Raw genomic sequence first — 22,004 nt, 5'->3', positions numbered from 1 at the left:
TGCGACGCCGAGCAGACGGAGGTGGTTTCTTCGACGGTCAAAGCTGCTCACCGGCATTTGGTGAAAGGGCCGTCCACCACATCACCTCACTCGCCCGCCCTGGCGCTGTCGCGTAAGCACCGTCAACTCTCAACAACAGCTTGCCAGTTTGAATGCAGGCGCAATAATGACTGACAGTCAGTCATATTCAGGGCGCATGTCATGCCACGCACGAGCAAGCCTGCCGATGTTCGATCGGCCGAAATCCTGAACGCAGCCGCCAAACTGTTCCGCCAGCATGGCGTCGGCGCGGTGTCGATCGACCAGATCGCTCGTGAGGCCGGTATCGCAAAGGGCACCTTCTATCTTCACTTCCAGTCCATGCGAGACCTGCTGGTGCGCATGGCAGAGGCGACGGTGACTGCCATGGCAGAGAACGTGGAGCGGGCCATTGCAATGTCCGAAAGCTCGCCGCACGAAACGCTGGTCCTCGCATTGACAGCGCTGAAAGCGGTGGAAGCGGATAATGCACCGCTGATGCAGGCACTCGATCACCCGGACAATATCGAACTGCAGGAGCGGGCCAACATCGCGTTGGTCCTCAAGGTCGGCCCCCTGATCGCCAGTGTAATCGATCACGGCTGTAAAACCGGGGATTTCGCCGTCGAGGACCCGCTGTCGACCATTCAGTTCATTCTCGCTGGACAGGCCTTTCTGCTCGGGAACCCGCGCTTCGGCTGGTCGCAGGACGAGCATGGCATGCGGCTGATGGCGACGCTGCATCTGACCGAACGCGCGCTCGGCGCCCCTCCAGGCAGTCTCGTCTCGGCATTTCTGGCCGTTCTGGCCGGAGCGGCACCGAGTGCCGCCGAAGCGGGGAGGGTGCAATCATGACCGAAGATCAGATCATTCAATGCTACGACCGCCCTTGGACTTTCTACACCCTCGCCACGTTGGGCTCATGGACGGCATGGGGTGGCTGAGCCATCGGGACGGAATCGGCCCTGCCGGCCTGACGACCGTGGCAATGCTTTTGTTGCTAGGGCTGCTCTTTCCGTTCCTCACTGCTTGGCGCTTGGCGCGAGGCGACCCGGTTCTGCGCAACGACTTACAGCCCGCTTCGAAAGTTGCGCTGACGGGGTGAGGCTCTGAGGCGGCAGCTGTTGGCAGGGAAACTCACTGCCGGAGGCCGCCGATGTGGACGCCCGCGGACCGCCGATTGGTTGGCGATTACGGTGCCGGCCAAGCTCTCAGCGATGACCAGTACCGCCAGATCGAGCCGCTGCTCCCACCGGCGAAGCCCGGCGGTCGTCCCCGCAGCACGGACATGCGCTGATTGCTGGATGCGCTGTTCCACGTGGTGCGGACCGGCGGCCAATGGCGCCACCTGCCGCCCCCGCCGGCCTTCCCGCCCTGGCCTACGGTCTACCGCTACTTCCGCGCCTTCCTGGAAGCCGGCGTGTGGGAGAACTTGCGCCACCATCTGGTGGTGATGCTGCGCGAGCAGGAGGGCCGCGATCCGACGCCCTCGCCTGCCATCCTCGACACCCAGAGCGTCAAGACCACGGAAAAGGGGGCGCGCGCGGCTTCGACGCGGCCAAGAAGGTCAAGGGCCGCAAGCGTCACATCGCCGTCGACACCTCGGGTTTCCTGCTCGGTGTCCTCGTCCATGCCGCCAACATCCAGGACGCCGACAGCGCCAGCCCGTCCGCCGCGCCGTCCAGGAGCACGACTTCGATCCCGGCCGCCACGCTCGCCACGAGAGTCTGCCAGTCGGCAAGGCAGGTATCGATGAACACGACCTCCTTGCGCCCGCCGTCGGCGACGGGATCGGCCGGACGCGGAATCGACCCGGCTGCGGGAGCGATGAGGTTGGTCGTGTCCATGTTTGCGCCCTTGCTTATTTCCATCGCTTGGGGGCAACGCTTGGGGGCGGCCGCCTATCGAGTTCTCTCTAAGATTGTTTTCTTAATAGAAAGATTTCCTATTAATCTCTATCCATCAGAATGCATATTGCGTGTTCATTCGACGGAGCGTGATGTCGAAAATTGCAATATGTTGTCACGATGCAACAAAATTTCACATGCCCAGGTAGGCAGCCCGGAACGGACACAGCTCCAGCCCTTGCCTGTGGTTGATCGGCGCAGTCGGAGCGCAAAGGGAAGGCCAAGGATGCAAGGCTTGGGTCCCGTCGCTCTCCCCCTTTCGCGGGTATCGCACTTGGCGCCTCTCGGAACAGGCGGGACGGTTCCCCACAGCTCCTACATCACTCTCGGGGACGCGACCTCGAAACGGCCCAACCCGGTCGCCGCGATGTCTCCATCAACTTCCGTCTCGGCGCCGGCCCTACCTCGTATTCAGCACCGTCCTGAACCCCAGATGGCTTGCTCCGAGGCCGACGTCCTGCGGATGGCGTGACGCCGGCCGGTACCGCTGGCAGAAGTTCTGCGCGCAGAGGAAGGAGCCTCCTTTGATCACCCGGCTGGAGACCCCCGGCTGTCGGGGATCGTAACTGTCCTCCTGCCGGGGACCGGTCGGGTTGACGTCGCCCAGACCGTCATGCCGCGGCCGATACCAATCCGACGTCCATTCCCAGACATTGCCGATCATATCCCGCAACCCGTAACCATTCGCCGTGAAGCAGCCCACGGGGGCGGTCGCCAGATAGCCATCGCCCCGCGTGTTCTGGATCGGGAAAAACCCCTGCCACGTGTTGGCCATCGCCACGCCCTGAGGCGTGAACTCGCCGCCCCAGGCGTATGGCGCCCCATCCAGCCCGCCCCGGGCCGCGTGTTCCCACTGCGCCTCGGTGGGGAGTTCCCGGCCGAGCCATCGCGCATACGCGACGGCATCGTTGTACGTGACATGCACCACGGGGTGGTTCTCCCGCCCCCTGATGTCGCTGCCGGGGCCCTCCGGATGGCGCCAGTTCGCTTCGGGAACCAGGTGCCACCACGTGTCGCTCCTCCCAGCCTGGGAAACCGGATCGACGAAGACCACGGAGCCGGCCGGCCGCCGCGAACCAGCGCCAGTTCCAGCCACGACACGTTCCGCCTCGGTGGCATACCCCGTCGCTTCGACAAACCGGCGGAACTGGGCGTTCGTGACTTCGGTCCGGTCCATCCAGAATCCATCGACGCTCACCCGCGTCACCGGTCCCTCCTCGCGGTAGTGCTCGTCGGAACCAATCCGGGTTTCCCCTCCCGGAATCCACACCATGCCGGGAGGCGCCTTTTTCATGCCGGGGGTCGCGGCGGAACCGTCGCACAGCATGTCCTGCGCGACGTTTGGCATGGCGGGGGCCGGAGCAGGCCAGGCGAACATCACCAGTCCCGTGGCAACACCAAATCCAGCCGTCACAAGTGCCGTGATGAAGACTGCGCTTTTGTTGACCATGAGTCTGTCTTTCCTTGCGATCGGCCGCATCCCGGTCGTGGCCGGCGGCCGTGCCACGCCCGGCCGCCGCTGTCGCATCGCTTACCACTCAAGTTCCTGGTAGTAGCGCGTGCCATTGCTGTACTGAAGCTGGCCGGCGATCTTCTCATCGAAGATCACACCGTTCTTCTCCCGGTACTCATCCCAGGAGGCCATCATTTCCTTGGCCTTTTCCGGTCGGGCATCGACGAGGTTGCGGGTCTCGCCGGGATCATCGGCAAGATTGAACAGTTCCCACCCGCCGGTTCCCCAGGGCTGATTCACCCAAACCAGCTTCCAGTCGCCCTTCTTGACGGAGGCACGCCCGAACAACTCCATTCCCAACGCGTAGTCCTTCGGATGGGCGCGATCGGACCGGCCGTTCAGATAGGGCCAGAGGGAAGTTCCCTGCATGGGATGGACGGTGCGCCCCTTGTAGCTGTTTCCAGGGTGCTTGACCCCGGCGGCCTCAAGAAAGGTCGGCGCCAGATCCATCACCGAGGCGATCTGGCCGTCGATCTTTCCGCGATGCGCCAGCTTGGGGTACGAAATGATGGTCGGCGAACGCACGCCGCCCTCGGTCGGGAACGCCTTGAAAAGGCGGAAGGGGGCGGCGCTCACATGGCCCCACCCCGGCCCATAGCCGACGTAGGAGCCCGGACGCCCGATGTTCTCCAGGCTGTTGTCGAAGGTTTCCTCGACCCACGCGGCGGGGACGAGGTCCAGAATGTCGTTCCCCTCGGCGCCATTGTCGGACAGGAAGACGATGACGGTGTTGTCGAACTCGCCGATCTCCTTCAGGTAGGACACCAGCCTGCCGATATTCTGGTCCAGGGAATCGACCATGGCCGCGTATACCGCCATCCGGCGCGCTTCGACATCCTTCTGCTGCTGGGAAAGCTGGTCCCATTTCGGCCAGGGCGCGGGCGGCTCGGACGACGTCATGGTTGCCGGAATCAGCCCTGCTGCCTGCATGCGCTTGAAGCGCTCGTTCCGAATGACCTCGTATCCCGCCTTGTACGTGTCCTTGTACTTCTCGATGAGGTGGTCGGGCGCCTGCAGGGGGAAGTGCGGCGCCGTGTACGCCGCATAGGCAAAGAAGGGCTTTCCATCGGCCTTGTTGCTGCCGATGTATTCGATGACCTTGTCCGTGTAGAAATTCGTCGTGTAGTCGATCTTCGGCAGTTCAACCGGCTTGCCGTTCTCGCGGTAGCGCGCCTTCGTCGTGCCCTTGCCGTCGGGCGGCGGCGCGTTGCCGGTCTGGTCGAAGAACCCCGCCCCGCCCTGGAGCATGGCGTAGGACTGATCGAAGCCGCGCGCCGGAGGGCTGAGTTCTTCCGTCATGCCCAGGTGCCATTTCCCGGCCATGTAGGTGTGGTAGCCCGCGTCGCGCAGCAGTTCCGGGAACGGGACAACGTTGGTGCCGAGGGTGCCCTCGTAGCCCGCCTTTCCTTTCTGCTCGGGCGTCGGCAGTTCCGCCATCGTCCCCAGCCCGGCCACATGATTGTCGGTGCCGGCCATCAGCATGGCCCGCGTCGGCGAGCAGGCCGGCGACACATGGAAGTTGGTCAGTTGGAGACCGGAGCGCGCCAGGGCGTCGAGATTGGGCGTCTGGATCTCGCCGCCGAACGCACCGATGTCCGAATAGCCCAGATCGTCGGCAAGGATCAGCAGGATGTTGGGACGCTTGTCGCCCCCCGACGGGCCGGCACCCGTCCGGACGTCCGCCGCCATGGATGGGCACGCCAGAACGGCGCTGGCGGTCGCCGCCACGATGGCTCCCAGCGCCAGCCTCGCCCGGAATGATGCCCGGAATGATGCGGATCTGCGCATTGCCTCTTCCCCCCTCTTTCTGATTTCAAAGTCCGCCCTTGCAGGCCGGCCCACGCCAACCGCAAGGCCGTCAGGCGACATCACCATGCCGCGTCGATGTGGATGCGCGTCCGGGAGCCCGCGCGCGGGCCAGCGTGCGCCGCATCGCGAGCACGATCGGACGCTCGACCATTTTCCCGTCGACTTGAATGACGCCGTCCGGAGCGTCCTTCCAGGCCGCGACGATCCGCTCGGCGTCGGCGACCTCGTCCGGTGTCGGTGTGTAGGCTTCGTTGATGGTCGGAACCTGGGCCGGATGGATGGCCATCTTCGCGGTGAAGCCCAGAGACAGGGCGCGTTGCGCCTCGGTGCGGCAGCCCTTGGCGTCGCGCACATCGACGAAGGGCATGTCGATGGCCGGGATGCCGGCCTGCGCGGCGGCATGGACGACCCGCGATCGACCGTACAGAAGCCCATCCCAGGACGCCGGGACGCCGAGTTCCGCCGCCAGATCCAAGCCTCCGAACATGACGGCGCTTACCCGGCGGGACGCGGCCGTGATGGCGGCGGCCTGATCGATCCCGCGCAACGTCTCGATCTGGGCCACCAGGCGAAGATCGAGCCCGGCCTCGGTCAGCAACTGATCGATCCAGCAGACCTCCTCGGGCGAGTCGATCTTGGGAACGACCACGGCGCCACCCGAGGGGTGCGCCTCGATGAGGGCGAGCGCGTCGCGCATCCCCGCCACGCTGCGCGGCGTGTTGATGCGTATCACGCGGTCGGGACCGCGACCACCGCCGCCTTCCGCCAGGAAGCGCATGGCCGCGGCACGGGCATCCTGCTTGTGAGCCGGCGCCACGGCGTCCTCCAGATCCACGCAGACCGCGTCGGCGCCGGCGGCGAGCGCCTTGTCGAAGCGGTCGGGCCGCGATGCCGGGACAAACAGCACGCTACGCCAGCCGAGATCGTCCATCGCGCGTCCCCCCTCCTTTGCTTGGCCTGTGCGGCGACCCGGCCGCTGCGGGCGTCCATGCTTCCGGAAAAAAGGCGGAGCCTCCGCCGGGAGGCGATGAGCTGGGAACGGCCGGGTCGGGTTTGGTTTCAGACGCGATCGCGCGGGGCGAGGGCTTCCGGCGCCTTGTGGAAGACGCCGTCCTTCATGATCGCCAGAAGACGCTTCCGGTCCTGCAGGATGGTGACGTCCGCGAGAGGATCGCCATCGACCAGCAGCAGGTCGGCCAGACAGCCTTCCCGGACCATGCCCAACTCGTCGCCCATGCCCATGATCTGCCCGGCATACCGGGTCGCCGCAACCAGCGCCTCCATCGGCGTGAAGCCGAGCATATTCACGAAGATCTCAAGGTCGCGGGCGTTCGTGCCATGCGGCTGCCACGCGAACCCGTAGTCGCCGCCGGGGAGGACCCGGATGCCGCGCTTGTGCATCTTCCTCATGCTGTCGACGGCGATCTCCAACTCGCGTTCGTACTGCTGCGACAGCGGCGACCCGGGGGCGATGCCATACGCGCCCGCTTCCCGCGCCGTGGTGAGCAGCCACGCCAGGCCGGGCGCCACGAAGTGCCGGTCCTTCACCGCCTCCAGCATGTCCAGGGCTTCCTCGTCCGCGTAGGAGGCGTGGAAGATGCCATCGATGCCGAACTCGACGCAGAGCTTGACCGATTTGGAGGAGCGCGCGTGCGCGCACAGGGTCTTCCCATGCATCTTGGCTTCGCTCACCGCCACCGCGATCTCTTCGCGCGCCATCGGGGTCACCTCGGCCCCGACGCCGGTGATCTCCTCGCCCGACAGGTTCAGCTTGATGTTGTCGACACCGTATTTGATGAACTTGCGGACGGCGCGGCGGACCTCCTCCGGCCCGGACACGATCATGCCGAAATTCAGGCCCTCATGCTCGATGTGCGGCGGCGAGGTGTCGCCAAGCCCGCCGGGCGTGGCGATCTCCTGGCCCGCCGCGCGGTATCGCGGTCCGGGGATCTGGCCCGCGTTGATCGCGTTGCGGATCACCACGTCCAGGCGGGGCTTGGCGGCGGCGGCGCCGAAGCCCGCCGTGAAGCCGGCGTCCAGCACCAGCTTGGCCATGTCGGCGGCGAAGAGGACATGCTCTTCCGGCGGCATCTGCTGAATGGCCGCGAGCGTGGGCTGGTTGTTCCACGACAGGTGCAGGTGCGAGTCGATGAGGCCCGGCATCAGCGTGGCGCCGCCGCCGTTCACATGGCGGTGCGCGTCGCGGGAGATCGTCCCTTCCTGTCTGGAAATCTCGGCGATGCGGTTGCCTTGGACCAGCACTTCGCCGGCGAAAGGCTGCTCGCCGGTGCTGTCGAGGACGCGCACGTTGGTGAAGAGAGTCGTTTGCATCGTTTCCTCCTGGTCGATCGGGGATGCCGGTTGGCCGGCTTATTGTCTCGTTCGTGCTGCGGATGGCTTTGCCGGGACCGTGGCTCCGCCCTCCGAACGGCACCGCCGCTTCCGTGATCGACACGCGTCACGGCGGTGCGCTTTTCCGCAAGGCGTTCAGGCGACGGAGAACAGGAAGTTAACCAGCGCTTCGTTGACCGTCGCCGGACGCTCGAACGTCGTCCAATGGCCGCAGCGATCGAGAATGCGCAGGTTCGATCCCGGGATCTTCGACGCCAGGGCCCGCACGGCCGGGGGTGGCGCCGTGCCGTCCTCGTCGCCCGTGATGAGCAGCGTCGGGCAGGCGATCCGCGCCACGTCGGCGGGCTCGGCGGCGGCCAAAGCCTCGCAGGTGCGGGCATAGCCTTCCGGATCCTGGCGCATCAGGATCTCGCGCACGAACGCCGCCACTTCCGGCCGGTTGGCCTTGGTATTGGCCGAGGTGCCGCCCTGAACGACCGCATCGGCGATCCCGACCATGCCTTCGGCGCGCGCCTTGGCGGCGCGGTCGCGGAGAGCCGGACGGGCGGCCTCGGGCGGCGCGTGAAGCGGCCCGATCAACGCCAAGCTGCGCACCCGCTCCGGCTGGCGGACGGCGAGATGCTGGCACACGACGGTGCCGAGCGAATGGCCGACCACATGGGCGCGCTCGATGCCGCAGCCGTCGAGAACCGCCACGACCGCATCGACGAAGCCGGAAATCGAGACGTCGTCGTTGATGGCGCTTCGCCCGGAACCGGGAAGGTCGAAGCGCACGCATTGGAAGAACCGCGACAACGCGCCGACCTGCGGGGTGAACACGTTCGAGGTGCCGCCCAGGCCATGGACCAGGATCACCGGGTCGCCCGCGCCGTGAACCTCGACAGCCAGATGCTGTGCCATAAGGTGTTTCCCTTGTTGCCGTTGCAGAATGGCCGCCCGTGCTCAGTCGAGCATGTTGCTGAGCCGGCCGAGCCCGTCGATCTCGATCGTCACGCGGTCGCCCGGCTTCAGGAACTTCGGCGGGTTGAAGCCGATGCCGACCCCGGCCGGCGTGCCGGTGGCGATGATGTCACCGGGGTACAGCGTGATTCCGGCCGACAGGGTCTCGATCATGGTCGGAATGTCGAAGATCAGATCGCGCGTGTTGGCGTTCTGGCGGAGTTCGTCGTTCACCCAGCAACGCAGCGCCAGGTTGGCCGCGTCGACCTCGTCGGCCGTCGCCAGCCATGGTCCCATCGGGCAGAAGGTGTCGAAGCTCTTGCCCAGGAACCACTGCTTATGGCGCGACTGCCAGTCACGCGCCGTCATGTCGTTGATGATGACGTAACCGAAGACATGGTCGTAGGCTTCGGCTTTGGTGATCCCGCGGCCACCCTTGCCGATGACCACGCCCAGTTCGGCCTCATAGTCGAGGCTGTCGCTGACGCCATGCGGGTAACGGATTGGATCACCATTGGCGATCACCGTCTCCGGCGGCTTCGTGAAGAAGATCGGCGCTTCCGGGATCGCGTCGGCCGCCACCTTCGACCCGGCATCGAATCCGCTGCGGGTAAACTCGTGGGCGTGGTCGTGGTAGTTCTTGCCGACGCAGAAAATGTTGCGGTCGGGACGCGGGATCGGCGCGTCGACACGGACGTCGGCCAGCGGAATCCCCACGGAACCAAGCGTCATCTCGCCCTTGGCCGCGTCGTAACGGCGGATGAGATCGAGCATGTCACGGACCGGTTGGCCGAGAACGGATTCGATCGGCCAAACCCGCTGCGTGTCCGGATCGATCACCCCGACCTTGCGGCGTCCATCATGTTGGAAGGTGACGAATCTCATGCGCTGCCTCCTCTGATCCAATTATGAACCATTATCAGGACCAATACGACGCTACCAGCGCCATCAGTGATCCAATATGACGATCACGGCTCATAATTGGTCAAGAAGAAAATGCGTCTGGTCCATTTTTTCTAAACCGGTTGTCGGGATCCGTGCGCTGGCAACCCTAAAATTGAGATTGCGCGGCGGCTGCGGACGCGCCATATTGGATGAAGAATGGAGCAAAAATGCTGGTGGAACGGGTATGGACGCGCTGAATCTCAGGGATCGGGCTGCTTCCGGAGCGAGCGCGGTTGTTGCGTTGATCGAACAAGGCATTGCCGACGGAACCTGGGGTCCGGGCACCAAGCTGCCGACCGAGCGTGAATTGGAGAAGCGCTTCAACGTTTCCCGCAACACGCTGCGCAAGAGCCTTCGCGTGCTTGAGGAGCAGGGCAAGATCGTCCGCCATGTGGGCCGGGGCTCGTTCGTCACGTCGGAGGCGGCGGTGAAGGCCACGGCCGGGGACCAAAGCCTGACCAGCCGTATCATCGGCGCCAGCCCGGCGGAAGTCATGGAACTGCGACTGATGGTCGAGCCGCAGGCGGCAGAGCTGGCCGCTGGGCGGGCCACCGCGGCGGATCTCCACCGGATGGAGGAATGCCTGGCCCATGCCGAGCGCGCCCAGGACATTCCGGAGTTCGAACATTGGGACGGCATGCTGCACGTGGCGATCATCGGCGCGGCCAAGAACGGCTTGCTGGCGGATGTTTACGACGCAATCAACGCCATCCGAAACCAGCCGGAATGGGCGCGCCTAAAGGTGCGCAGCCTCACGCCGGCGCGGCGTGCCGTTTATGAGGAGCAGCACCGGCGCATCGTCAGCGCGCTCAAGGATCGTGATGGGGATCAGGCCCGTGCCGCCCTTCAGGAGCATCTGCTGCAAGTCCGCACCAACCTCCTGGGAAGCTGATCCTGAGCCACCGTCATGCCGGTGGGGGAGGGGAGCGAACAGGACGCCGAGCGTGGATTGGCCAGGGCATTGCCTCGTCCAAACGCGCCATGTTTGGGAAGGGCAGGGGACCCGGTGCTTTCCTGGTTTGGGCGTTGGGCCAGCCAAGCCGGCGCAGGCGGCGTGTTGCGCTGTTGCCCACGCAGCCATTTCGTCCATCCCAGGCTGGTTTGTTGCCAGCCGCTGGCGGTCCGGTACCGCCAGCTCAAGGCCAAGCGCGCGTCAGCTGCTGCCGCGGCGGGTCAGCGTCAGCTCGACGGCGCGGGTCGGTTCCGAAGGCATCTCGCCGCGCATCCGTTGCAGGATCATTGATCCGGCTTGGCGGCCGAGATCGCGGCTGTCGATCCCGATGGTGGTCAGTCCGGGCGGCAGCTCTTCCGCGATGTCGTTGTGGCCGAAGCCGAGGATGGCGATGTCGTCGGGCAGGCGCATGCCCAGCCGGCGCGCCTCCAGCAACGCGCCGGTCGCCAGCAGGTCGTTGGCGCAGAACACCGCCTCGACCGCCGCGTTGCGCGACAGGAGGTTGCCAAGCGCGCGGCGGCCGTCGACCATGCTGCTCACCCCGTCGACCGACAGTTCGGCGACGATGTCGAGACCGGCGGCGCGGGCGCCCTCGCGGAAGCCGGTGAGGCGAAGGGCGCCGCGGCCGCTGCGGCGGCCGATGAAGCCGATGCGACGATAGCCGCGCTCGGCGAAATGCTCGGCCGCCAGGCGGCCGCTGTCGATGTTCGAGAAGCCGACCAGCATGTCGATCGGGTCGCGGGGATAGGCCCAGGTCTCCATGATCGGGATTCCCAGCGCCCGCAAAGCCCGCCGGTTCTCCTCGATCTCGATGACGCCGGTGAACATCACCGCCGCCGGACGCATCTCGCGCAGCGACTGGATCATCGTCGTCTCCTTGGCGTAGGAGTAAGAGGTCTGTCCGATCATCAACTGGTAGCCCTGAGGCTCCAGAACCTCGCCGCAGCCCTGCACGGCGAGGCAGAACTGCTGGCTCTGCAGATTCGAAACGAAGGCGGCGACGATGTTCGACTGGCCGGACCTCAGCGCACGGGCATGGGGGTTGGTGGCGTAGCCGGTGCGCTCCACGATCTCCAGGATTTTGCGGCGCTTGGCCTCGGCCACCTTCTCCGGCTGACGCAGGGCGCGCGAGACGGTGATCGGCGAAACCCCGGCAAGCCGGGCGATCTCGACGATGCGCGGCGGAGCCGCCCCGTCGCGGGCCGCCCCTTCGACCGGGTCCCCGTCGCTTGAGGGAAGCGGTTCCGCTGCCCGCAGGCGGAGGACGTCGTCGATGGTCGGCGGCCGCTTTGCCGCACCCGTGTCAGTCATGCCGCCCATCTCCCGTCTGTTGGTCCGCGGTTGTCAATCCGCGATCAGGCCGCGCGCGCCAGGATGCCCGCCTCCTCAACCGGACGCGCCACCTGGATCAGGCAGTCGCCGGCCTCGCTGTCGCTGTGCAGGCGCCGCGAGATGACGATGCCCGCCTCCTGGAAGCGCAGTTCCTCCTCCGGCTGGTCGAGCCGCGTCAGGTCGTGGAACCAGCCGGCGAGGTCACCGGCGGCGACCCGCGCCCCGATGTCGACCGCCGGTTCGAACCAGCCGCGCCGCAGCGCGTAAATCGCCTGCCGGTGGCTGTCAAGCTGAAGCAGTTGCATGGGCAATTGCATGGGGGCAGGGGCGGCCCCGGCGAGCGAGAGCACCGGCGCATCGGTCAACCCGACGGCGATCAGCAGGTTGTCGATCGCGCGGGCGGTATAGGCCATGGTCTCCGGCGTCACCGTGCCGCCGCCGCCGAACTCGCCGCTGATGCCGATGACGCCGGCCCGCGCCGCGGCCGCCATCGACGTCGGGGCCGTGGCGCCGTTTTCCGCCACGAAGCCGTAGGGCATACCCAGCGCCTGCATCAGCTCCAGGGCGCGGCCGAGCCGATCGGGCGTGCCTTGCCGCTCGATCAGGGCGCACGGCAGGTGGGCCATGGAGGTGCCGCCGGAATGGAGGTCGAACACCACGTCATGGCGCGGAAACAGCTCGTGCTCGAGGAAATGCGCCAGCCGGAAGGTCGGCGCTCCGGCGGGGTCGCCGGGAAAGGCGCGGTTGAGGTTGCCCTCGTCCAGCGGCGAGCGGCGCCGCGCCGCCATCACGGCCGGCGCGTTGGTGGCCGGTAGGATCGTCACCTCGCCGCGGATGCGCGCGGGGTCGAGCCGGCGGAACAGGCGGCCCAGCAGCAATTCGCCTTCGTACTCGTCGCCATGGTTGCCCGCCATCAGCAGCACGCGCGGCCCAGCCCCGTTGCGCACGCGGCAGACCGGGACCTTCACCTGATAGTAGGGGGAGCGGTCCACCGAGAACGGGATGCTGAGGAAATCCAGCGACTTGCCGTCGGCGGCGAAATCGAGCGCGTGGTAGAGGCCAGTGTGCATTCCAAAAACCTTGTGGCCAAAAACCTTGTGGCGGAGGGGCGTCCTAACAGCGTTTGCCAGGGCAGCGGCTGCCCGGCGCGCCCTCCGGTTCGCCTAAGAGGCCCTTCAGAGGGCGGCGAGGGCCGTCATCTCGACCCGCAGGTCCGGATCGGCCAGCCGCGCCTCGGTGCATGCGCGGGCCGGTGGGTTGGCGGGGTCGATCCAGGCGTCATAGACTTCGTTCATGGCGTCGAAGTCGGTGATGTGCGGCAGGAAGACGTTGACGGCGACCAGCTTGGACTTGTCGGTGCCGGCCTCCTCCAACAGGGCGTCGATCTTCGCCAGCACGTCCCGGGTCTGCTCCCGGATCGAGCCGGTGCGGTTGTTGGCGACCTGACCCGCGATGTGGACCATGCCCTGGCAGACGACGGCCTGGCTCATGCGCGAACCGACCTGGAACCTCGTGATCATCGAATAGAACCTCTCTTGCGATGCCGAACGGCGGATTACATCTGCGGAAGCGTCTGCTTTTCCTTGAACCACTTCATCTGAAGGGCGCTCAGCTTGCCGTTCAGGCGGTTGTAGAACAGGAAGGTGTTGATCCAGTTGACCATATCCTGTTCGCCGTGGCGGACGGCCACATGGGCCGGCGACTGGCGGATAAGGAACTTCAGCTCGACATCCTTACCGGGATTGTCCTCGGAGACCTTCAGCGCGATGGCGCTGTTCTCGGCGAAGGTCTCGACCTGGCCGGCCAGATAGGCGGCGATGGCGCCGGGGGTGTCCTCGAAACGGACCAGCTTGGCGCCGGGGGCGTTGTCGGTCAGCCAGATGTCGAGCGTCGAGCCCTTGGCGACGCCGATGCTATGGCCCTTCAGCTCGGCCGGATCGGTGGCGGTGGCCATCGCCTTCGGCCCGTAGACGCCGAGATTGACCGCGGCATAGGGCTGGGAGAAGGTCACCTGCTGGGCGCGCTCCGGCGTCGCGCCGGCGGCGGCGATCAGCACGTCCACCTTGTTGGCGAGCAGGCTGGGGATGCGGTTGGCGCCGGTCACCTGGACCAGATCCAGTTTCACGCCCATGTCGGCGGCCATCAGCTTGGCAAGGTCGATGTCGAGGCCGGCGGCCTCGCCCTTGGCGTCCTTGAAGCCCCAGGGGGCGGCGTCCAGCAGCACGCCGACGCGCAGCTTGCCCGCCGACAGGACGTTCTGCAGGGCATCCGCCTTCGCGGCGGAGGGCAGGGCGGCGGAGGACAGGGCGACGGTGGCGCAGACCGCCACGGCGGCGGCAAGGGTCCGGAAGAGTCTCACGACATTGCTCCTCTGTTCTGGTCGTTGTCCGGCCCTTGTCCTGACCTTGGCAGGCGAATGCGGGGGCCGTTTCGGGGGAATGGGATCAGCGCGCAGAGGCGATGAAGCTCCGCAGTTCGGGGGTGCGCGGGTTGGCGAAGAGTTCCGCCGGCGGACCCTCCTCCCAGACGCGACCCTGGTGCATGAAGACGATCTTGGAGGCGACGTTGCGGGCGAAGCCCATCTCGTGGGTGACCAGGACCATCGTCATGCCCTGCCGCGCCATGTCCTCCATCACCTTCAGCACCTCGCCGACCAACTCCGGGTCGAGGGCCGAGGTCACCTCGTCGAACAGCATCAGCTGCGGTCCCATGGCGAGGCAGCGGGCGATGGCGACGCGCTGCTGCTGCCCGCCCGAGAGCTGGGCCGGATAGGCGTCGATCTTGTCGGCCAGTCCGACGCGGGCCAGCACGTCGAGCGCCAGCGCCCGGCCCTCCGCCTTGGCGATCCGCTTGTTGAGGATCGGGGCCAGCGTGATGTTGCGTTCCACCGTCAGGTGCGGGAACAGGTTGAAGGCCTGGAAGACGATGCCGACGCGCTGGCGGAAGCCGCGCAGGTTCGGCATGTCGGTGCGCACCGACTGGCCCTCCACCGTGATCTCGCCGCCGTCGATGCGCTCCAGCGCGTTGATGCAGCGCAGCAGGGTCGATTTGCCGGAGCCCGACTTGCCGATGATGGTGACGATCTCGCCCTCGTCGATGCTGAGCGAAACCCCCTTGAGCACCTCGATGGAACCGTAGCTCTTGGTAACGTTCTTGATGTCAACGAGCGCCATTGAGACGGGCCTCCAGGGAACGCGCCCACAGGGTGAGGGGCAGGCAGGCGGCGAAGTAGATCGCCGCGACGATCGAGTAGACCAGCAGGGGCTGGAAGGTGGCGGCGCTGACCAGCTGGCCGGCGCGGGCGAGTTCGACGAAGCCGACGATGGAGGCCAGCGACGTTCCCTTGATGAGCTGGACGAGGAAGCCGACGGTCGGCGGCAGCGCCATGCGGAAGGCCTGCGGCGCGATGACGTAGCGGAACTGGTGCCAAGTCGACAGGCCGAGGCAGGCGGCGGCCTCCCACTGCTCGTGCTTCACCGCCTCGATGCCGCCGCGCCAGATCTCGCCGAGGAAGGAGGCGGTGTAGACGGTCATGGCGATGCCGACGGCGACCAGAGGCGACATCTCCACGCCGAGGAAGACCGGCATGCCGAAGTAGAAGAACATCAGCAGGCCGAGCAGCGGGACGCCCTGGACGATCTGGAGGAAGGCGGTGGCGGTCCAGCGCAGCGCGCGGCGGGCGCTGGTCCGCATCAGGGCGAGCGCCAGCGCCAGCGGGGCGCCGAAGCCGAGCGCGATGAGGACGAGGACGCCCGTCCATTGCAGCGCGCTGAGCAGCGACAGGAAGTCGGCGAGGGAAAAGGAACGCATGGCCGGTGTCTCCGTCAGCGCCGCACCGGCCAGCGGAAGGCGAGGCGCCCCACCGCGGCGAACAGCAGTTTGAAGCTCATCACCAGGGCGAAGTAGATGCCGCAGATCACGGCATAGACCTCGAAGCTGCGGTAGGTGCGCGTCTCGATGAAGCCGCCGGTGTGGAACAGCTCCTCCGCCGAGATCTGCGAGGCCAGCGAGGTGCCGAGCAGCAGCAGGACGAACTGGCTGGTGAAGGCGGGGTAGACGCTGCGCAGGGCCGGCGGCAGCACAACATGGCGGAACACCTGCCAGCGGGTGAGCCCCAGGCACTGGCCGGCCTCGACCTGGCTGCCGGGAATGGCGTCCAGCCCGGCGCGGACGATCTCGGTGCAATAGGCGCCGAAATAGAGGCCGAGCGCGATCGCCGCCGCCTCGAAGGCGCCCATCCGCAGGCCGAAGCCCGGCAGCACGAAGAAGACCACGAACAGCTGGATCAGCGATGGCGTGTTGCGGATCAGCTCAACGTAGCCGCGGATCGCCCAGCGCACCGGGCGCGGCCCGCTGCGCACCGCCGCCGCCCCGGCGACGCCGATGGCGGTGCCGATCACCGCGGCGACCAGGGTCAGCAGCAGCGTGTGCAGCGTGCCGTCGATCAGCTGGTCCTGGTAGCGCAGGAGTTGCTGGAAATTCAATGTCTGCATGGCGTGTCTGGCCGCCTTGGATCAGCCGAAGAAGGTGCGGTAGGCGCTGCGGACCCGCCCGTCGGCGCCGAGGCCGAACAGCACCCGCCAGCGGTCGATGCAGGTGCAGGGGTGCGAGATTCCGAACTCGATGATGTCGCCAACCGCGAGATCAAGCCCGCCCGGCACGGCGAGGAAGGCGTGCTGGTCGTTCAGCCGGGTCACCCGCAAGCCCTCCGCGGAGAGCGCGCGGCCGTCGCGGTGAACCCGCAGTGGCCGGGGCAGGCCCTGGTCGAAGGAGGCGTCGCGCATGCCGAAGCCGCAGATGGCCAGTTCCGGTTCCGGTCGGGTCAGAACCTCCGCCCACAGGCGCAGAGCCGGGCGGAAATCGGCCGCCGTGGCACCGCCGCAGGCGAACCCTTGCCGGGCGTCGAGCGCGCCGAGAGCGCGTTCGTAGACGCCGTGGTCGTGGAAGAAGATGGCGCCGCTGCGCAGCACCAGCGTGGCGTTGCCGTCCGTCGCGGCGACCGGCGCCAGTCCGGTCACCACCATGTCGAAGAAGGCGGAACCGCCCGCGGTGAGCAACAGCGGCCGCTCCGGGGCCAGCGAGCGCACCAGCGCGAAGGCCTCCGCCGTGCGCAGCATCAGGGCGGCGATGTTGGCGGCGGTCTCGGCCGGATCGGCGGTGGCGACCGCTCCTTCGTAGGTGGCGACGCCGTCGAGGACCAGCAGGCCCGGATGGCGGACGACCGCCGCGAGGATCGCGTCCACCGCCGCCCGGTCGCGGGCGCCGGCGCGGCCGGCGCCGACCTCGACCAGGACGGGCAACGGATGTTCGGGGGGGCGGCCGGCGGCACGCGCCGCGGCGGCGAGCGTCTCGACCGCGGCGGGGGAGTCGGCGAAGGCGCGCAGGTCGGCGTCGGGATGAGCGGCGAGCAGCGCTCCCAGCCGCTCGCCGCTGGCCCGGCCACCGATCTCGTTGGCGAGGATCAGCCGGGTCACGCCGGCGCGCAGCAGAACGGCCGCCTGCTGCAGGTTGGCGACGGTGGCGCCCCAGGCGCCGGCCTCCACCAGCGCCGAGGCGATCTGCGGGGCCATCGGCGTCTTGGCATGGGGCGCCAGCGCCACGCCGTGGCGGCGCGCATAAGCGAAGATCAGATCGCGGTTGGCGGCGAAGGCATCCTCGTCGAGCGTCAGCACCGGAAGCGCCATGTCTCCCGCGGCCGGCCGCCAGCCCCAGGCGCCGACATCACGCAGCCGCAGCGGCGCCGTCCCAGGCGGCACCCCCCGGATGCTGTCGTCCAAACTGCTGTCGAGCAGGGCATCGAGAAACACGCTCATGAGGGGACAATCCTGATCGGCCGGATGAGGGCGAGGCGATGAACGCCCGATGACAACGTTATCATAGCGCTGTCAGGCGTGAATGACAACGTTGTCATTTAGGTTTGTGGATTTCTTTTTCGTTGCCCGGCTCTGTCGGCCGCGAGGCGCACCGGGGGCCTTCATCATCGGACCCTGTCGTCGTCGTGCCGAAAGAAAAAAGCGCCAGGCGGAGCCCGGCGACCTGATGCGCCCGGAATGCCGGCGGTTCAGCGTGAACCGCCGGCATTCCGGGCGAAGACCGTCATGACCAATGGAGCGCCGTCGTTTCTTGACGACGCCCCGCCTCACCCCGGCGTGACACCGTTCAGAAGGTGATAGCTGCGGATCACCTGGCTGTCGTCCATCGCGCCCTCGCCGCGCCCGGAGGCGGAAAGGAACATCTGGTGGGCGACGGCGGCCAGCGGCAGCGCGGCCTTGGCGCCGCGCCCGGCCTCCAGGACGATGCCGAGGTCCTTGACGAAAATGTCCACGGCGCTGGTGATGCCCGGTTCGGCCTCCAGCATGCGCGGGCCGCGGTCCTTCAGCATCCAGCTCGACGCGGCGGAGCCGCTCATGATCTCCAGCAGGACCGCCAGATCGACGCCGGCTTTGGCGGCCAGCGAGAAGGCTTCCGCCACCACGGCAATGTGGACACCGCACAGCAGCTGGTTGACCGTCTTCACCGTGGCGCCTTGCCCCGGCACCTCACCGACGTGGAAGACCTTGTCGCCCATCGCCGCCAGGACCGGGCGCACCCGCTCCACCACCGCGGCCGGGGCCGCCGCCATGATCGACAGCGTTCCGGCTACCGCGCCGACCGTTCCGCCCGACACCGGGGCGTCCACGAAGCGCCGTCCCGCCGCCTCGACCCGCTCGGCCAGCGCGGCGACGGCGTCCGGCGGGCAGGTCGCCATCAGGATCACCGTGGCGCCGTCCGGCAGGCGGTCCAGCGCGCCCTGGGCGAACAGGACGGATTCCGCCTGGGCGGCGTTGACCACCATCAGGACCAGGGCGTCAGCCCCTTCGGCGGCGGCGGCGGCGCTGTCCGCCCCCCGCCCGCCGCGGACCTCCAGAGCGGCGACGCTCTCGCGCCGCACGTCGAAACCGCGCAGCGCGAAACCGCGGGCCAGCAGGTTGCACGCCATCGGCATGCCCATGGAACCGAGGCCGATAAAGCCCACCGTCGTCATGGCCGTATCACTTTCCTGAACGGAAGAAGGAGAGGAAGGCCCGATCCACCCATTGGGAAATCGGGGGACCGGGCCGGAAGGCGGATCAGAGGAAGCCGATGGAGATCCAGGGCACCGCCGCGACGACGATCAGGCCGATGGTCAGCGCCACCAGATAACCGATGATGGGCTTCATGCCTTCGTCGGGGTTGATCCGGCTGATGGCGCAGGCCGCGTAGTAGCCGACGCCGAAGGGCGGGGCGAACAGACCGATGCCCATGGCCAGGATCACGATCATCGCGTAGTGCACCTCATGCACCCCCAGTTGGCGGGCGATGGGGAACAGCAGCGGGCCGAACAGTACGATGGCGGGGATGCCCTCCAGAACGCTGCCCAGGATGATGAAGGCGATGATCGACACCACGATGAAGACCGGCACCCCGCCCGGCAGGGCCCGCATCGCCTCGGCCAGCGAGCTGGAGAAACCGGACTGGGTCAGCGCCCAGGCCATGCCGGTGGCCGCCCCGATGATCAGTAGGATCGCTCCGGACAGCGACGCCGTCTCGACCAGCATCGGGTAGATGCGGCGCCAGTCGAACTGGCGGTAGATCAGCAGGCCGGCGACCACCGCGTAGACGATGCCGATGGTCGACACTTCGGTCGCGGTCGCGACGCCCTCGATCACCGCGGCGCGGATGATGAAGGGCAGCGCGATGGCCGGCAGCGCGATCAGGAAGGCCTTGCCGACCTCCGCCTTGCTGGCGCGGCGGACGTGGGACAGATCCTCGTGGCGGTAGCGCCACCAGACCAGAGCCGCCAGAGCGGCGCCCAGCACGATGCCCGGCAGCAGGCCGCCGGTGAACAGGGCGGCGATGGACACGCCGGTGACCGATCCGATGGTGATGAGGACCAGCGACGGCGGGATGGTCTCGGTCTGGGCGCCGGTGGCCGACAGCAGGGCGACGAGGTCGCCGGGCTTGGCGCCGCGCGCCTTCATCTCGGGGAACAGAACCGGGGCGACCGCCGCCATGTCCGCCGCCTTCGAGCCGGAAATGCCCGAGACGAGGTACATGGCGCCGATCAGCACGTAGGACAGGCCGCCGCGCACATGGCCGAGCAGGCTGGCCAGGAAGCCGACCATGGCGCGGGCCATGCCGGTCATCTCGATGAGCTGCCCGAGGAAGACGAACAGCGGCACCGACAGCAGGATCAGGTGGCTCATCCCCTCGTCCATGCGGCCCACCATGACGATGGCCGGGGTCGAGGTGGCGAGCGCCAGATAGCCGAAGGTCGCCAGACCGAAGGCGAAGGCGATGGGCAGGCCAAGGAACACCATCGCGCCGACGCCCACCACGAAGAAGAGCAGCAGGTTGTAGTTGCCGAGCCCCGCAAACAGCGGCGCCGCCAGCGCCATGACGCCGACCACCGCCGTGACCGCCACCACCGCCCGCAGCACGTCGGACGGGCGGCCCAGCCGCGCCAGCCGAAGCAGCGCCACCGCGATCATCAGGACGAAGCCCACCGGCAGCGCGCTCGCCCGCCAGGAGTTGGGAATGTCCAGCGCCGGCGTGGTGACCCACACCTCCTCCACCGCGAACTCGTAGGCCGGCTCGGCCATCAGCAGCAGGAAGGCCAGCGCCGCGGTGATCGCCACCACGTCGAGGAACGCCTGGGTGCGGGGCCGGAGCATGCCGACGATCGCGGTCATCCGCATGTGCTCGCCCCGGCGCAGCGCCACGACCGAGCCGAACATGGCGAGCCAGAGGAACAGGATGGAGGCCAGCTCGTCCGACCAGATGATCGGGCTGTGCAGGAGGTAGCGCCAGATGACGCCGACCAGCAGGACGCCGACCTCGGCGAGCACCAGCAGTGCCGCCGGCGTCTCGACCAGCAGCCCGATGCCGCGGTCCAGCCGGTCAAGCCAGCCGGTGCCGGCGCCCGATGGCCGCCCGGCGCCGTGAACGGCGGCGTCCGCCGTGTTGACGGGAGTGTTCATGGTAACCAGCCCTTCGCATGGACGATCGGTGGTGGGGACGATCGGTGATGGGGAAGCGGCCGGCCCCGCGGGGCCTTCGAGGAACCGGGAGGTCGGCCGCGTCGGCGGACCGCGTCAGCCCAGCTTGCCGGTCACCTTCTCAAGCAGATCCCAGGCGGTGGCCCCGTACTTCCCTTTCCACTCAGCGTAGAAGTTCGTCCCGGCGAGCACCTTGCGGAACGGTTCGCGGTCGATGGTGTGGAAGGTCAGTCCCTTGGCGGACAGGTCCTTCTGCAGCGATTCGGTGAGCGCCGCGATGTCGGCCCGCTGGTCGTCCGCCGAACGGTCCAGTTCGCGGCTGACGATGGCCTGGATGTCGGCGGGCAGACGGGCGAAGGCGCGCTTGTTGCCGAGCACCCAATAGCCGTCCCAGACATGGCCGGTCAGGCTGCAGGACTTCTGCACCTCGTACAGGCGGGCGGTGGCGATGATCGCCAGCGGGTTCTCCTGTCCCTCCACGACGGTGGTCTGAAGGGCGGAGTAGAGTTCGTTGAAGTTGATCGGCGCGGGCGCGGCGTCGATCGCCTTGAACAGCGAGGTCAGGGCCGGCGCCGGCGGCACCCGCATCTTGAAGCCCTTGATGTCCTCCGGCGTCTTGATGACGCGGGTGGAGGAAGTGACGTGGCGGAAGCCGTTGTCCCAGATCTTGCTGAGCGTCATGATCGGGGTCTTGGCGATCTCCGCCCGGACATGCTTGCCCAGCTCGCCGTCCATCGCCTGCCAGACCGCGTCGTAGTCCTTGAAGGCGAAGCCCATGCTGGTGATGCCGGACAGCGGGACGAAGGTGGCGAGGATCAGCGAGGAGAGGTTGAAGATCTCCACGCCGCCGTTGCGCACCTGCCCCAGCAGGTCGGTGTCGCTGCCGAGTTGGTTGGCGGGGAACAGCTTGATGTCGAGCCGGCCGGACGTCGCCTCACGGATGCGGTCGATGGCCTCCTGCGCGCGGATGTTGACCGGGTGGGTCGGGTCCTGGCCGGTGGCGTATTTGAACTGGAACTCGGCGGCGTTGGCCGGGCGCTTCAGGATGGTCACCAGCGGCACGGCGGCGGCGGCGGCCAGAACGGCGCGGCGGCTCGGGCGAAGAAGGCCCAGGGTCGAGTGAGCGGGGGTTTGGGGCGGCTTCTTGTCCATTGTTTCCTCTCCTGTGGTCTTTTGTCGTTCAGCGTATCGGGAACGGGCGCGGCGCGGTTCTTCGGTGT

General features: G+C 67.4%; 21 protein-coding genes and 2 pseudogenes. 5 read left to right on the top strand and 18 right to left on the bottom strand.

Annotation, left to right across the window (positions count from 1 at the left end; genetic code table 11):
* Positions 1-201 precede the first annotated feature (201 nt).
* The 4 genes and pseudogenes from H1Q64_RS25340 to H1Q64_RS34160 form a co-directional block, all read left to right on the top strand.
* Positions 202-873, top strand: coding sequence for a TetR/AcrR family transcriptional regulator (locus H1Q64_RS25340; RefSeq protein ID WP_237906634.1), 672 nt, complete (start codon positions 202-204; stop codon positions 871-873).
* 301 nt (positions 874-1,174) lie between these two features.
* Positions 1,175-1,315, top strand: a complete 141-nt coding sequence (locus H1Q64_RS25335) for a hypothetical protein (RefSeq protein WP_237906633.1) — start codon at positions 1,175-1,177, stop codon at positions 1,313-1,315.
* Between the two features lie 21 nt (positions 1,316-1,336).
* Positions 1,337-1,393 (top strand): annotated as a pseudogene (locus H1Q64_RS34165) (hypothetical protein); the annotation flags it as partial.
* Between the two features lie 47 nt (positions 1,394-1,440).
* A pseudogene (locus H1Q64_RS34160) lies at positions 1,441-1,638 on the top strand (hypothetical protein); the annotation flags it as partial.
* On the opposite strand, the gene H1Q64_RS25330 reads toward H1Q64_RS34160, so the two are convergent.
* The 7 genes from H1Q64_RS25330 to H1Q64_RS25300 form a co-directional block, all read right to left on the bottom strand.
* Positions 1,602-1,865, bottom strand: coding sequence for a DUF4347 domain-containing protein (locus H1Q64_RS25330; RefSeq protein WP_237906632.1), 264 nt, complete (start codon positions 1,863-1,865; stop codon positions 1,602-1,604). The pseudogene H1Q64_RS34160 and the gene H1Q64_RS25330 sit on opposite strands and share 37 nt — an antisense overlap.
* Before the next feature lie 460 nt (positions 1,866-2,325).
* Positions 2,326-3,375, bottom strand: a complete 1,050-nt coding sequence (locus H1Q64_RS25325) for a formylglycine-generating enzyme family protein (RefSeq protein ID WP_237906631.1) — start codon at positions 3,373-3,375, stop codon at positions 2,326-2,328.
* Between the two features lie 81 nt (positions 3,376-3,456).
* Entirely contained in the window at positions 3,457-5,313 is a 1,857-nt protein-coding gene (locus H1Q64_RS25320) for an arylsulfatase (RefSeq protein WP_237906630.1), read from the bottom strand.
* Positions 5,297-6,178, bottom strand: a complete 882-nt coding sequence (locus H1Q64_RS25315; protein ID WP_237906629.1) for an HpcH/HpaI aldolase/citrate lyase family protein — start codon at positions 6,176-6,178, stop codon at positions 5,297-5,299. Before H1Q64_RS25315 ends, H1Q64_RS25320 begins: the two co-directional genes overlap by 17 nt.
* A gap of 128 nt (positions 6,179-6,306) precedes the next feature.
* The gene (locus H1Q64_RS25310) at positions 6,307-7,578 is read right to left on the bottom strand and encodes a metal-dependent hydrolase family protein (RefSeq protein ID WP_237906628.1); all 1,272 of its coding nucleotides are present in this window, start codon (positions 7,576-7,578) and stop codon (positions 6,307-6,309) included.
* A 156-nt stretch (positions 7,579-7,734) separates the two neighbouring features.
* The gene (locus H1Q64_RS25305) at positions 7,735-8,499 is read right to left on the bottom strand and encodes an alpha/beta fold hydrolase (RefSeq protein WP_237906627.1); all 765 of its coding nucleotides are present in this window, start codon (positions 8,497-8,499) and stop codon (positions 7,735-7,737) included.
* A gap of 42 nt (positions 8,500-8,541) precedes the next feature.
* Positions 8,542-9,423, bottom strand: coding sequence for a fumarylacetoacetate hydrolase family protein (locus H1Q64_RS25300; protein ID WP_237906626.1), 882 nt, complete (start codon positions 9,421-9,423; stop codon positions 8,542-8,544).
* Positions 9,424-9,499: 76 nt separating this feature from the next.
* On the opposite strand from H1Q64_RS25300, the gene H1Q64_RS25295 reads away from it, so the two are divergent.
* Positions 9,500-10,375: a FadR/GntR family transcriptional regulator gene (locus H1Q64_RS25295; protein WP_237906625.1), complete on the top strand. Its 876-nt coding sequence runs from the start codon at positions 9,500-9,502 to the stop codon at positions 10,373-10,375.
* A 261-nt stretch (positions 10,376-10,636) separates the two neighbouring features.
* Here H1Q64_RS25295 and H1Q64_RS25290 read toward each other — a convergent pair whose 3' ends face one another.
* The 11 genes from H1Q64_RS25290 to H1Q64_RS25240 form a co-directional block, all read right to left on the bottom strand.
* Positions 10,637-11,746 carry a LacI family DNA-binding transcriptional regulator gene (locus tag H1Q64_RS25290; RefSeq protein ID WP_237906624.1) on the bottom strand — a complete coding sequence of 370 codons (1,110 nt, stop codon included), beginning with the start codon at positions 11,744-11,746 and terminating at the stop codon, positions 10,637-10,639.
* Between the two features lie 44 nt (positions 11,747-11,790).
* Positions 11,791-12,837, bottom strand: coding sequence for a succinylglutamate desuccinylase/aspartoacylase domain-containing protein (locus H1Q64_RS25285; RefSeq protein WP_237906623.1), 1,047 nt, complete (start codon positions 12,835-12,837; stop codon positions 11,791-11,793).
* Between the two features lie 105 nt (positions 12,838-12,942).
* Positions 12,943-13,287, bottom strand: coding sequence for a RidA family protein (locus H1Q64_RS25280; RefSeq protein WP_237906622.1), 345 nt, complete (start codon positions 13,285-13,287; stop codon positions 12,943-12,945).
* A 35-nt stretch (positions 13,288-13,322) separates the two neighbouring features.
* Positions 13,323-14,126, bottom strand: a complete 804-nt coding sequence (locus H1Q64_RS25275; RefSeq protein WP_237906621.1) for a transporter substrate-binding domain-containing protein — start codon at positions 14,124-14,126, stop codon at positions 13,323-13,325.
* A gap of 85 nt (positions 14,127-14,211) precedes the next feature.
* A complete protein-coding gene (locus H1Q64_RS25270) occupies positions 14,212-14,940 on the bottom strand; it encodes an amino acid ABC transporter ATP-binding protein (RefSeq protein ID WP_119509256.1) in 729 nt (242 codons plus the stop codon).
* Positions 14,927-15,577 (bottom strand): amino acid ABC transporter permease, encoded by a 651-nt coding sequence (locus H1Q64_RS25265; protein ID WP_237906620.1) that lies wholly within the window; start codon positions 15,575-15,577, stop codon positions 14,927-14,929. The genes H1Q64_RS25270 and H1Q64_RS25265 overlap by 14 nt, the downstream gene beginning before the upstream one ends.
* 14 nt (positions 15,578-15,591) lie before the next feature.
* On the bottom strand, positions 15,592-16,260 hold the full coding sequence (locus tag H1Q64_RS25260) for an amino acid ABC transporter permease (RefSeq protein WP_237906619.1): 669 nt from the start codon (positions 16,258-16,260) through the stop codon (positions 15,592-15,594).
* A 21-nt stretch (positions 16,261-16,281) separates the two neighbouring features.
* Positions 16,282-17,580 carry an alanine racemase gene (locus H1Q64_RS25255; RefSeq protein ID WP_237906618.1) on the bottom strand — a complete coding sequence of 433 codons (1,299 nt, stop codon included), beginning with the start codon at positions 17,578-17,580 and terminating at the stop codon, positions 16,282-16,284.
* Between the two features lie 326 nt (positions 17,581-17,906).
* Positions 17,907-18,791, bottom strand: coding sequence for an NAD(P)-dependent oxidoreductase (locus tag H1Q64_RS25250; RefSeq protein ID WP_237906617.1), 885 nt, complete (start codon positions 18,789-18,791; stop codon positions 17,907-17,909).
* 85 nt (positions 18,792-18,876) lie between these two features.
* Positions 18,877-20,766, bottom strand: a complete 1,890-nt coding sequence (locus H1Q64_RS25245; RefSeq protein ID WP_237906616.1) for a TRAP transporter large permease subunit — start codon at positions 20,764-20,766, stop codon at positions 18,877-18,879.
* 114 nt (positions 20,767-20,880) lie between these two features.
* Entirely contained in the window at positions 20,881-21,936 is a 1,056-nt protein-coding gene (locus H1Q64_RS25240) for a TRAP transporter substrate-binding protein (protein ID WP_237906615.1), read from the bottom strand.
* Positions 21,937-22,004 lie beyond the last annotated feature (68 nt).

Origin of the sequence: Azospirillum brasilense (assembly GCF_022023855.1) — a bacterium.
GTDB classification, from domain to species: domain Bacteria; phylum Pseudomonadota; class Alphaproteobacteria; order Azospirillales; family Azospirillaceae; genus Azospirillum; species Azospirillum brasilense_F.
The sequence above is the reverse complement of the archived record's forward strand: the minus strand, read 5'-3'. Positions and strand labels throughout refer to the sequence as shown.

What these genes read in the sequence shown, in the direction of transcription:
- H1Q64_RS25255 (WP_237906618.1), bottom strand. Translation starts at nt 17,580, where the DNA reads ATGAGCGTGTTTCTCGATGCCCTGCTCGACAGCAGTTTGGACGACAGC.
- H1Q64_RS25300 (WP_237906626.1), bottom strand. Translation starts at nt 9,423, where the DNA reads ATGAGATTCGTCACCTTCCAACATGATGGACGCCGCAAGGTCGGGGTG.
- H1Q64_RS25265 (WP_237906620.1), bottom strand. Translation starts at nt 15,577, where the DNA reads ATGCGTTCCTTTTCCCTCGCCGACTTCCTGTCGCTGCTCAGCGCGCTG.
- H1Q64_RS25260 (WP_237906619.1), bottom strand. Translation starts at nt 16,260, where the DNA reads ATGCAGACATTGAATTTCCAGCAACTCCTGCGCTACCAGGACCAGCTG.
- H1Q64_RS25250 (WP_237906617.1), bottom strand. Translation starts at nt 18,791, where the DNA reads ATGACGACGGTGGGCTTTATCGGCCTCGGTTCCATGGGCATGCCGATG.
- H1Q64_RS25340 (WP_237906634.1), top strand. Translation starts at nt 202, where the DNA reads ATGCCACGCACGAGCAAGCCTGCCGATGTTCGATCGGCCGAAATCCTG.
- H1Q64_RS25285 (WP_237906623.1), bottom strand. Translation starts at nt 12,837, where the DNA reads ATGCACACTGGCCTCTACCACGCGCTCGATTTCGCCGCCGACGGCAAG.
- H1Q64_RS25305 (WP_237906627.1), bottom strand. Translation starts at nt 8,499, where the DNA reads ATGGCACAGCATCTGGCTGTCGAGGTTCACGGCGCGGGCGACCCGGTG.
- H1Q64_RS25310 (WP_237906628.1), bottom strand. Translation starts at nt 7,578, where the DNA reads ATGCAAACGACTCTCTTCACCAACGTGCGCGTCCTCGACAGCACCGGC.
- H1Q64_RS25280 (WP_237906622.1), bottom strand. Translation starts at nt 13,287, where the DNA reads ATGATCACGAGGTTCCAGGTCGGTTCGCGCATGAGCCAGGCCGTCGTC.
- H1Q64_RS25290 (WP_237906624.1), bottom strand. Translation starts at nt 11,746, where the DNA reads ATGACTGACACGGGTGCGGCAAAGCGGCCGCCGACCATCGACGACGTC.
- H1Q64_RS25330 (WP_237906632.1), bottom strand. Translation starts at nt 1,865, where the DNA reads ATGGACACGACCAACCTCATCGCTCCCGCAGCCGGGTCGATTCCGCGT.
- H1Q64_RS25335 (WP_237906633.1), top strand. Translation starts at nt 1,175, where the DNA reads ATGTGGACGCCCGCGGACCGCCGATTGGTTGGCGATTACGGTGCCGGC.
- H1Q64_RS25315 (WP_237906629.1), bottom strand. Translation starts at nt 6,178, where the DNA reads ATGGACGATCTCGGCTGGCGTAGCGTGCTGTTTGTCCCGGCATCGCGG.
- H1Q64_RS25325 (WP_237906631.1), bottom strand. Translation starts at nt 3,375, where the DNA reads ATGGTCAACAAAAGCGCAGTCTTCATCACGGCACTTGTGACGGCTGGA.
- H1Q64_RS25295 (WP_237906625.1), top strand. Translation starts at nt 9,500, where the DNA reads ATGACGATCACGGCTCATAATTGGTCAAGAAGAAAATGCGTCTGGTCC.
- H1Q64_RS25320 (WP_237906630.1), bottom strand. Translation starts at nt 5,313, where the DNA reads ATGGTGATGTCGCCTGACGGCCTTGCGGTTGGCGTGGGCCGGCCTGCA.
- H1Q64_RS25270 (WP_119509256.1), bottom strand. Translation starts at nt 14,940, where the DNA reads ATGGCGCTCGTTGACATCAAGAACGTTACCAAGAGCTACGGTTCCATC.
- H1Q64_RS25240 (WP_237906615.1), bottom strand. Translation starts at nt 21,936, where the DNA reads ATGGACAAGAAGCCGCCCCAAACCCCCGCTCACTCGACCCTGGGCCTT.
- H1Q64_RS25245 (WP_237906616.1), bottom strand. Translation starts at nt 20,766, where the DNA reads ATGAACACTCCCGTCAACACGGCGGACGCCGCCGTTCACGGCGCCGGG.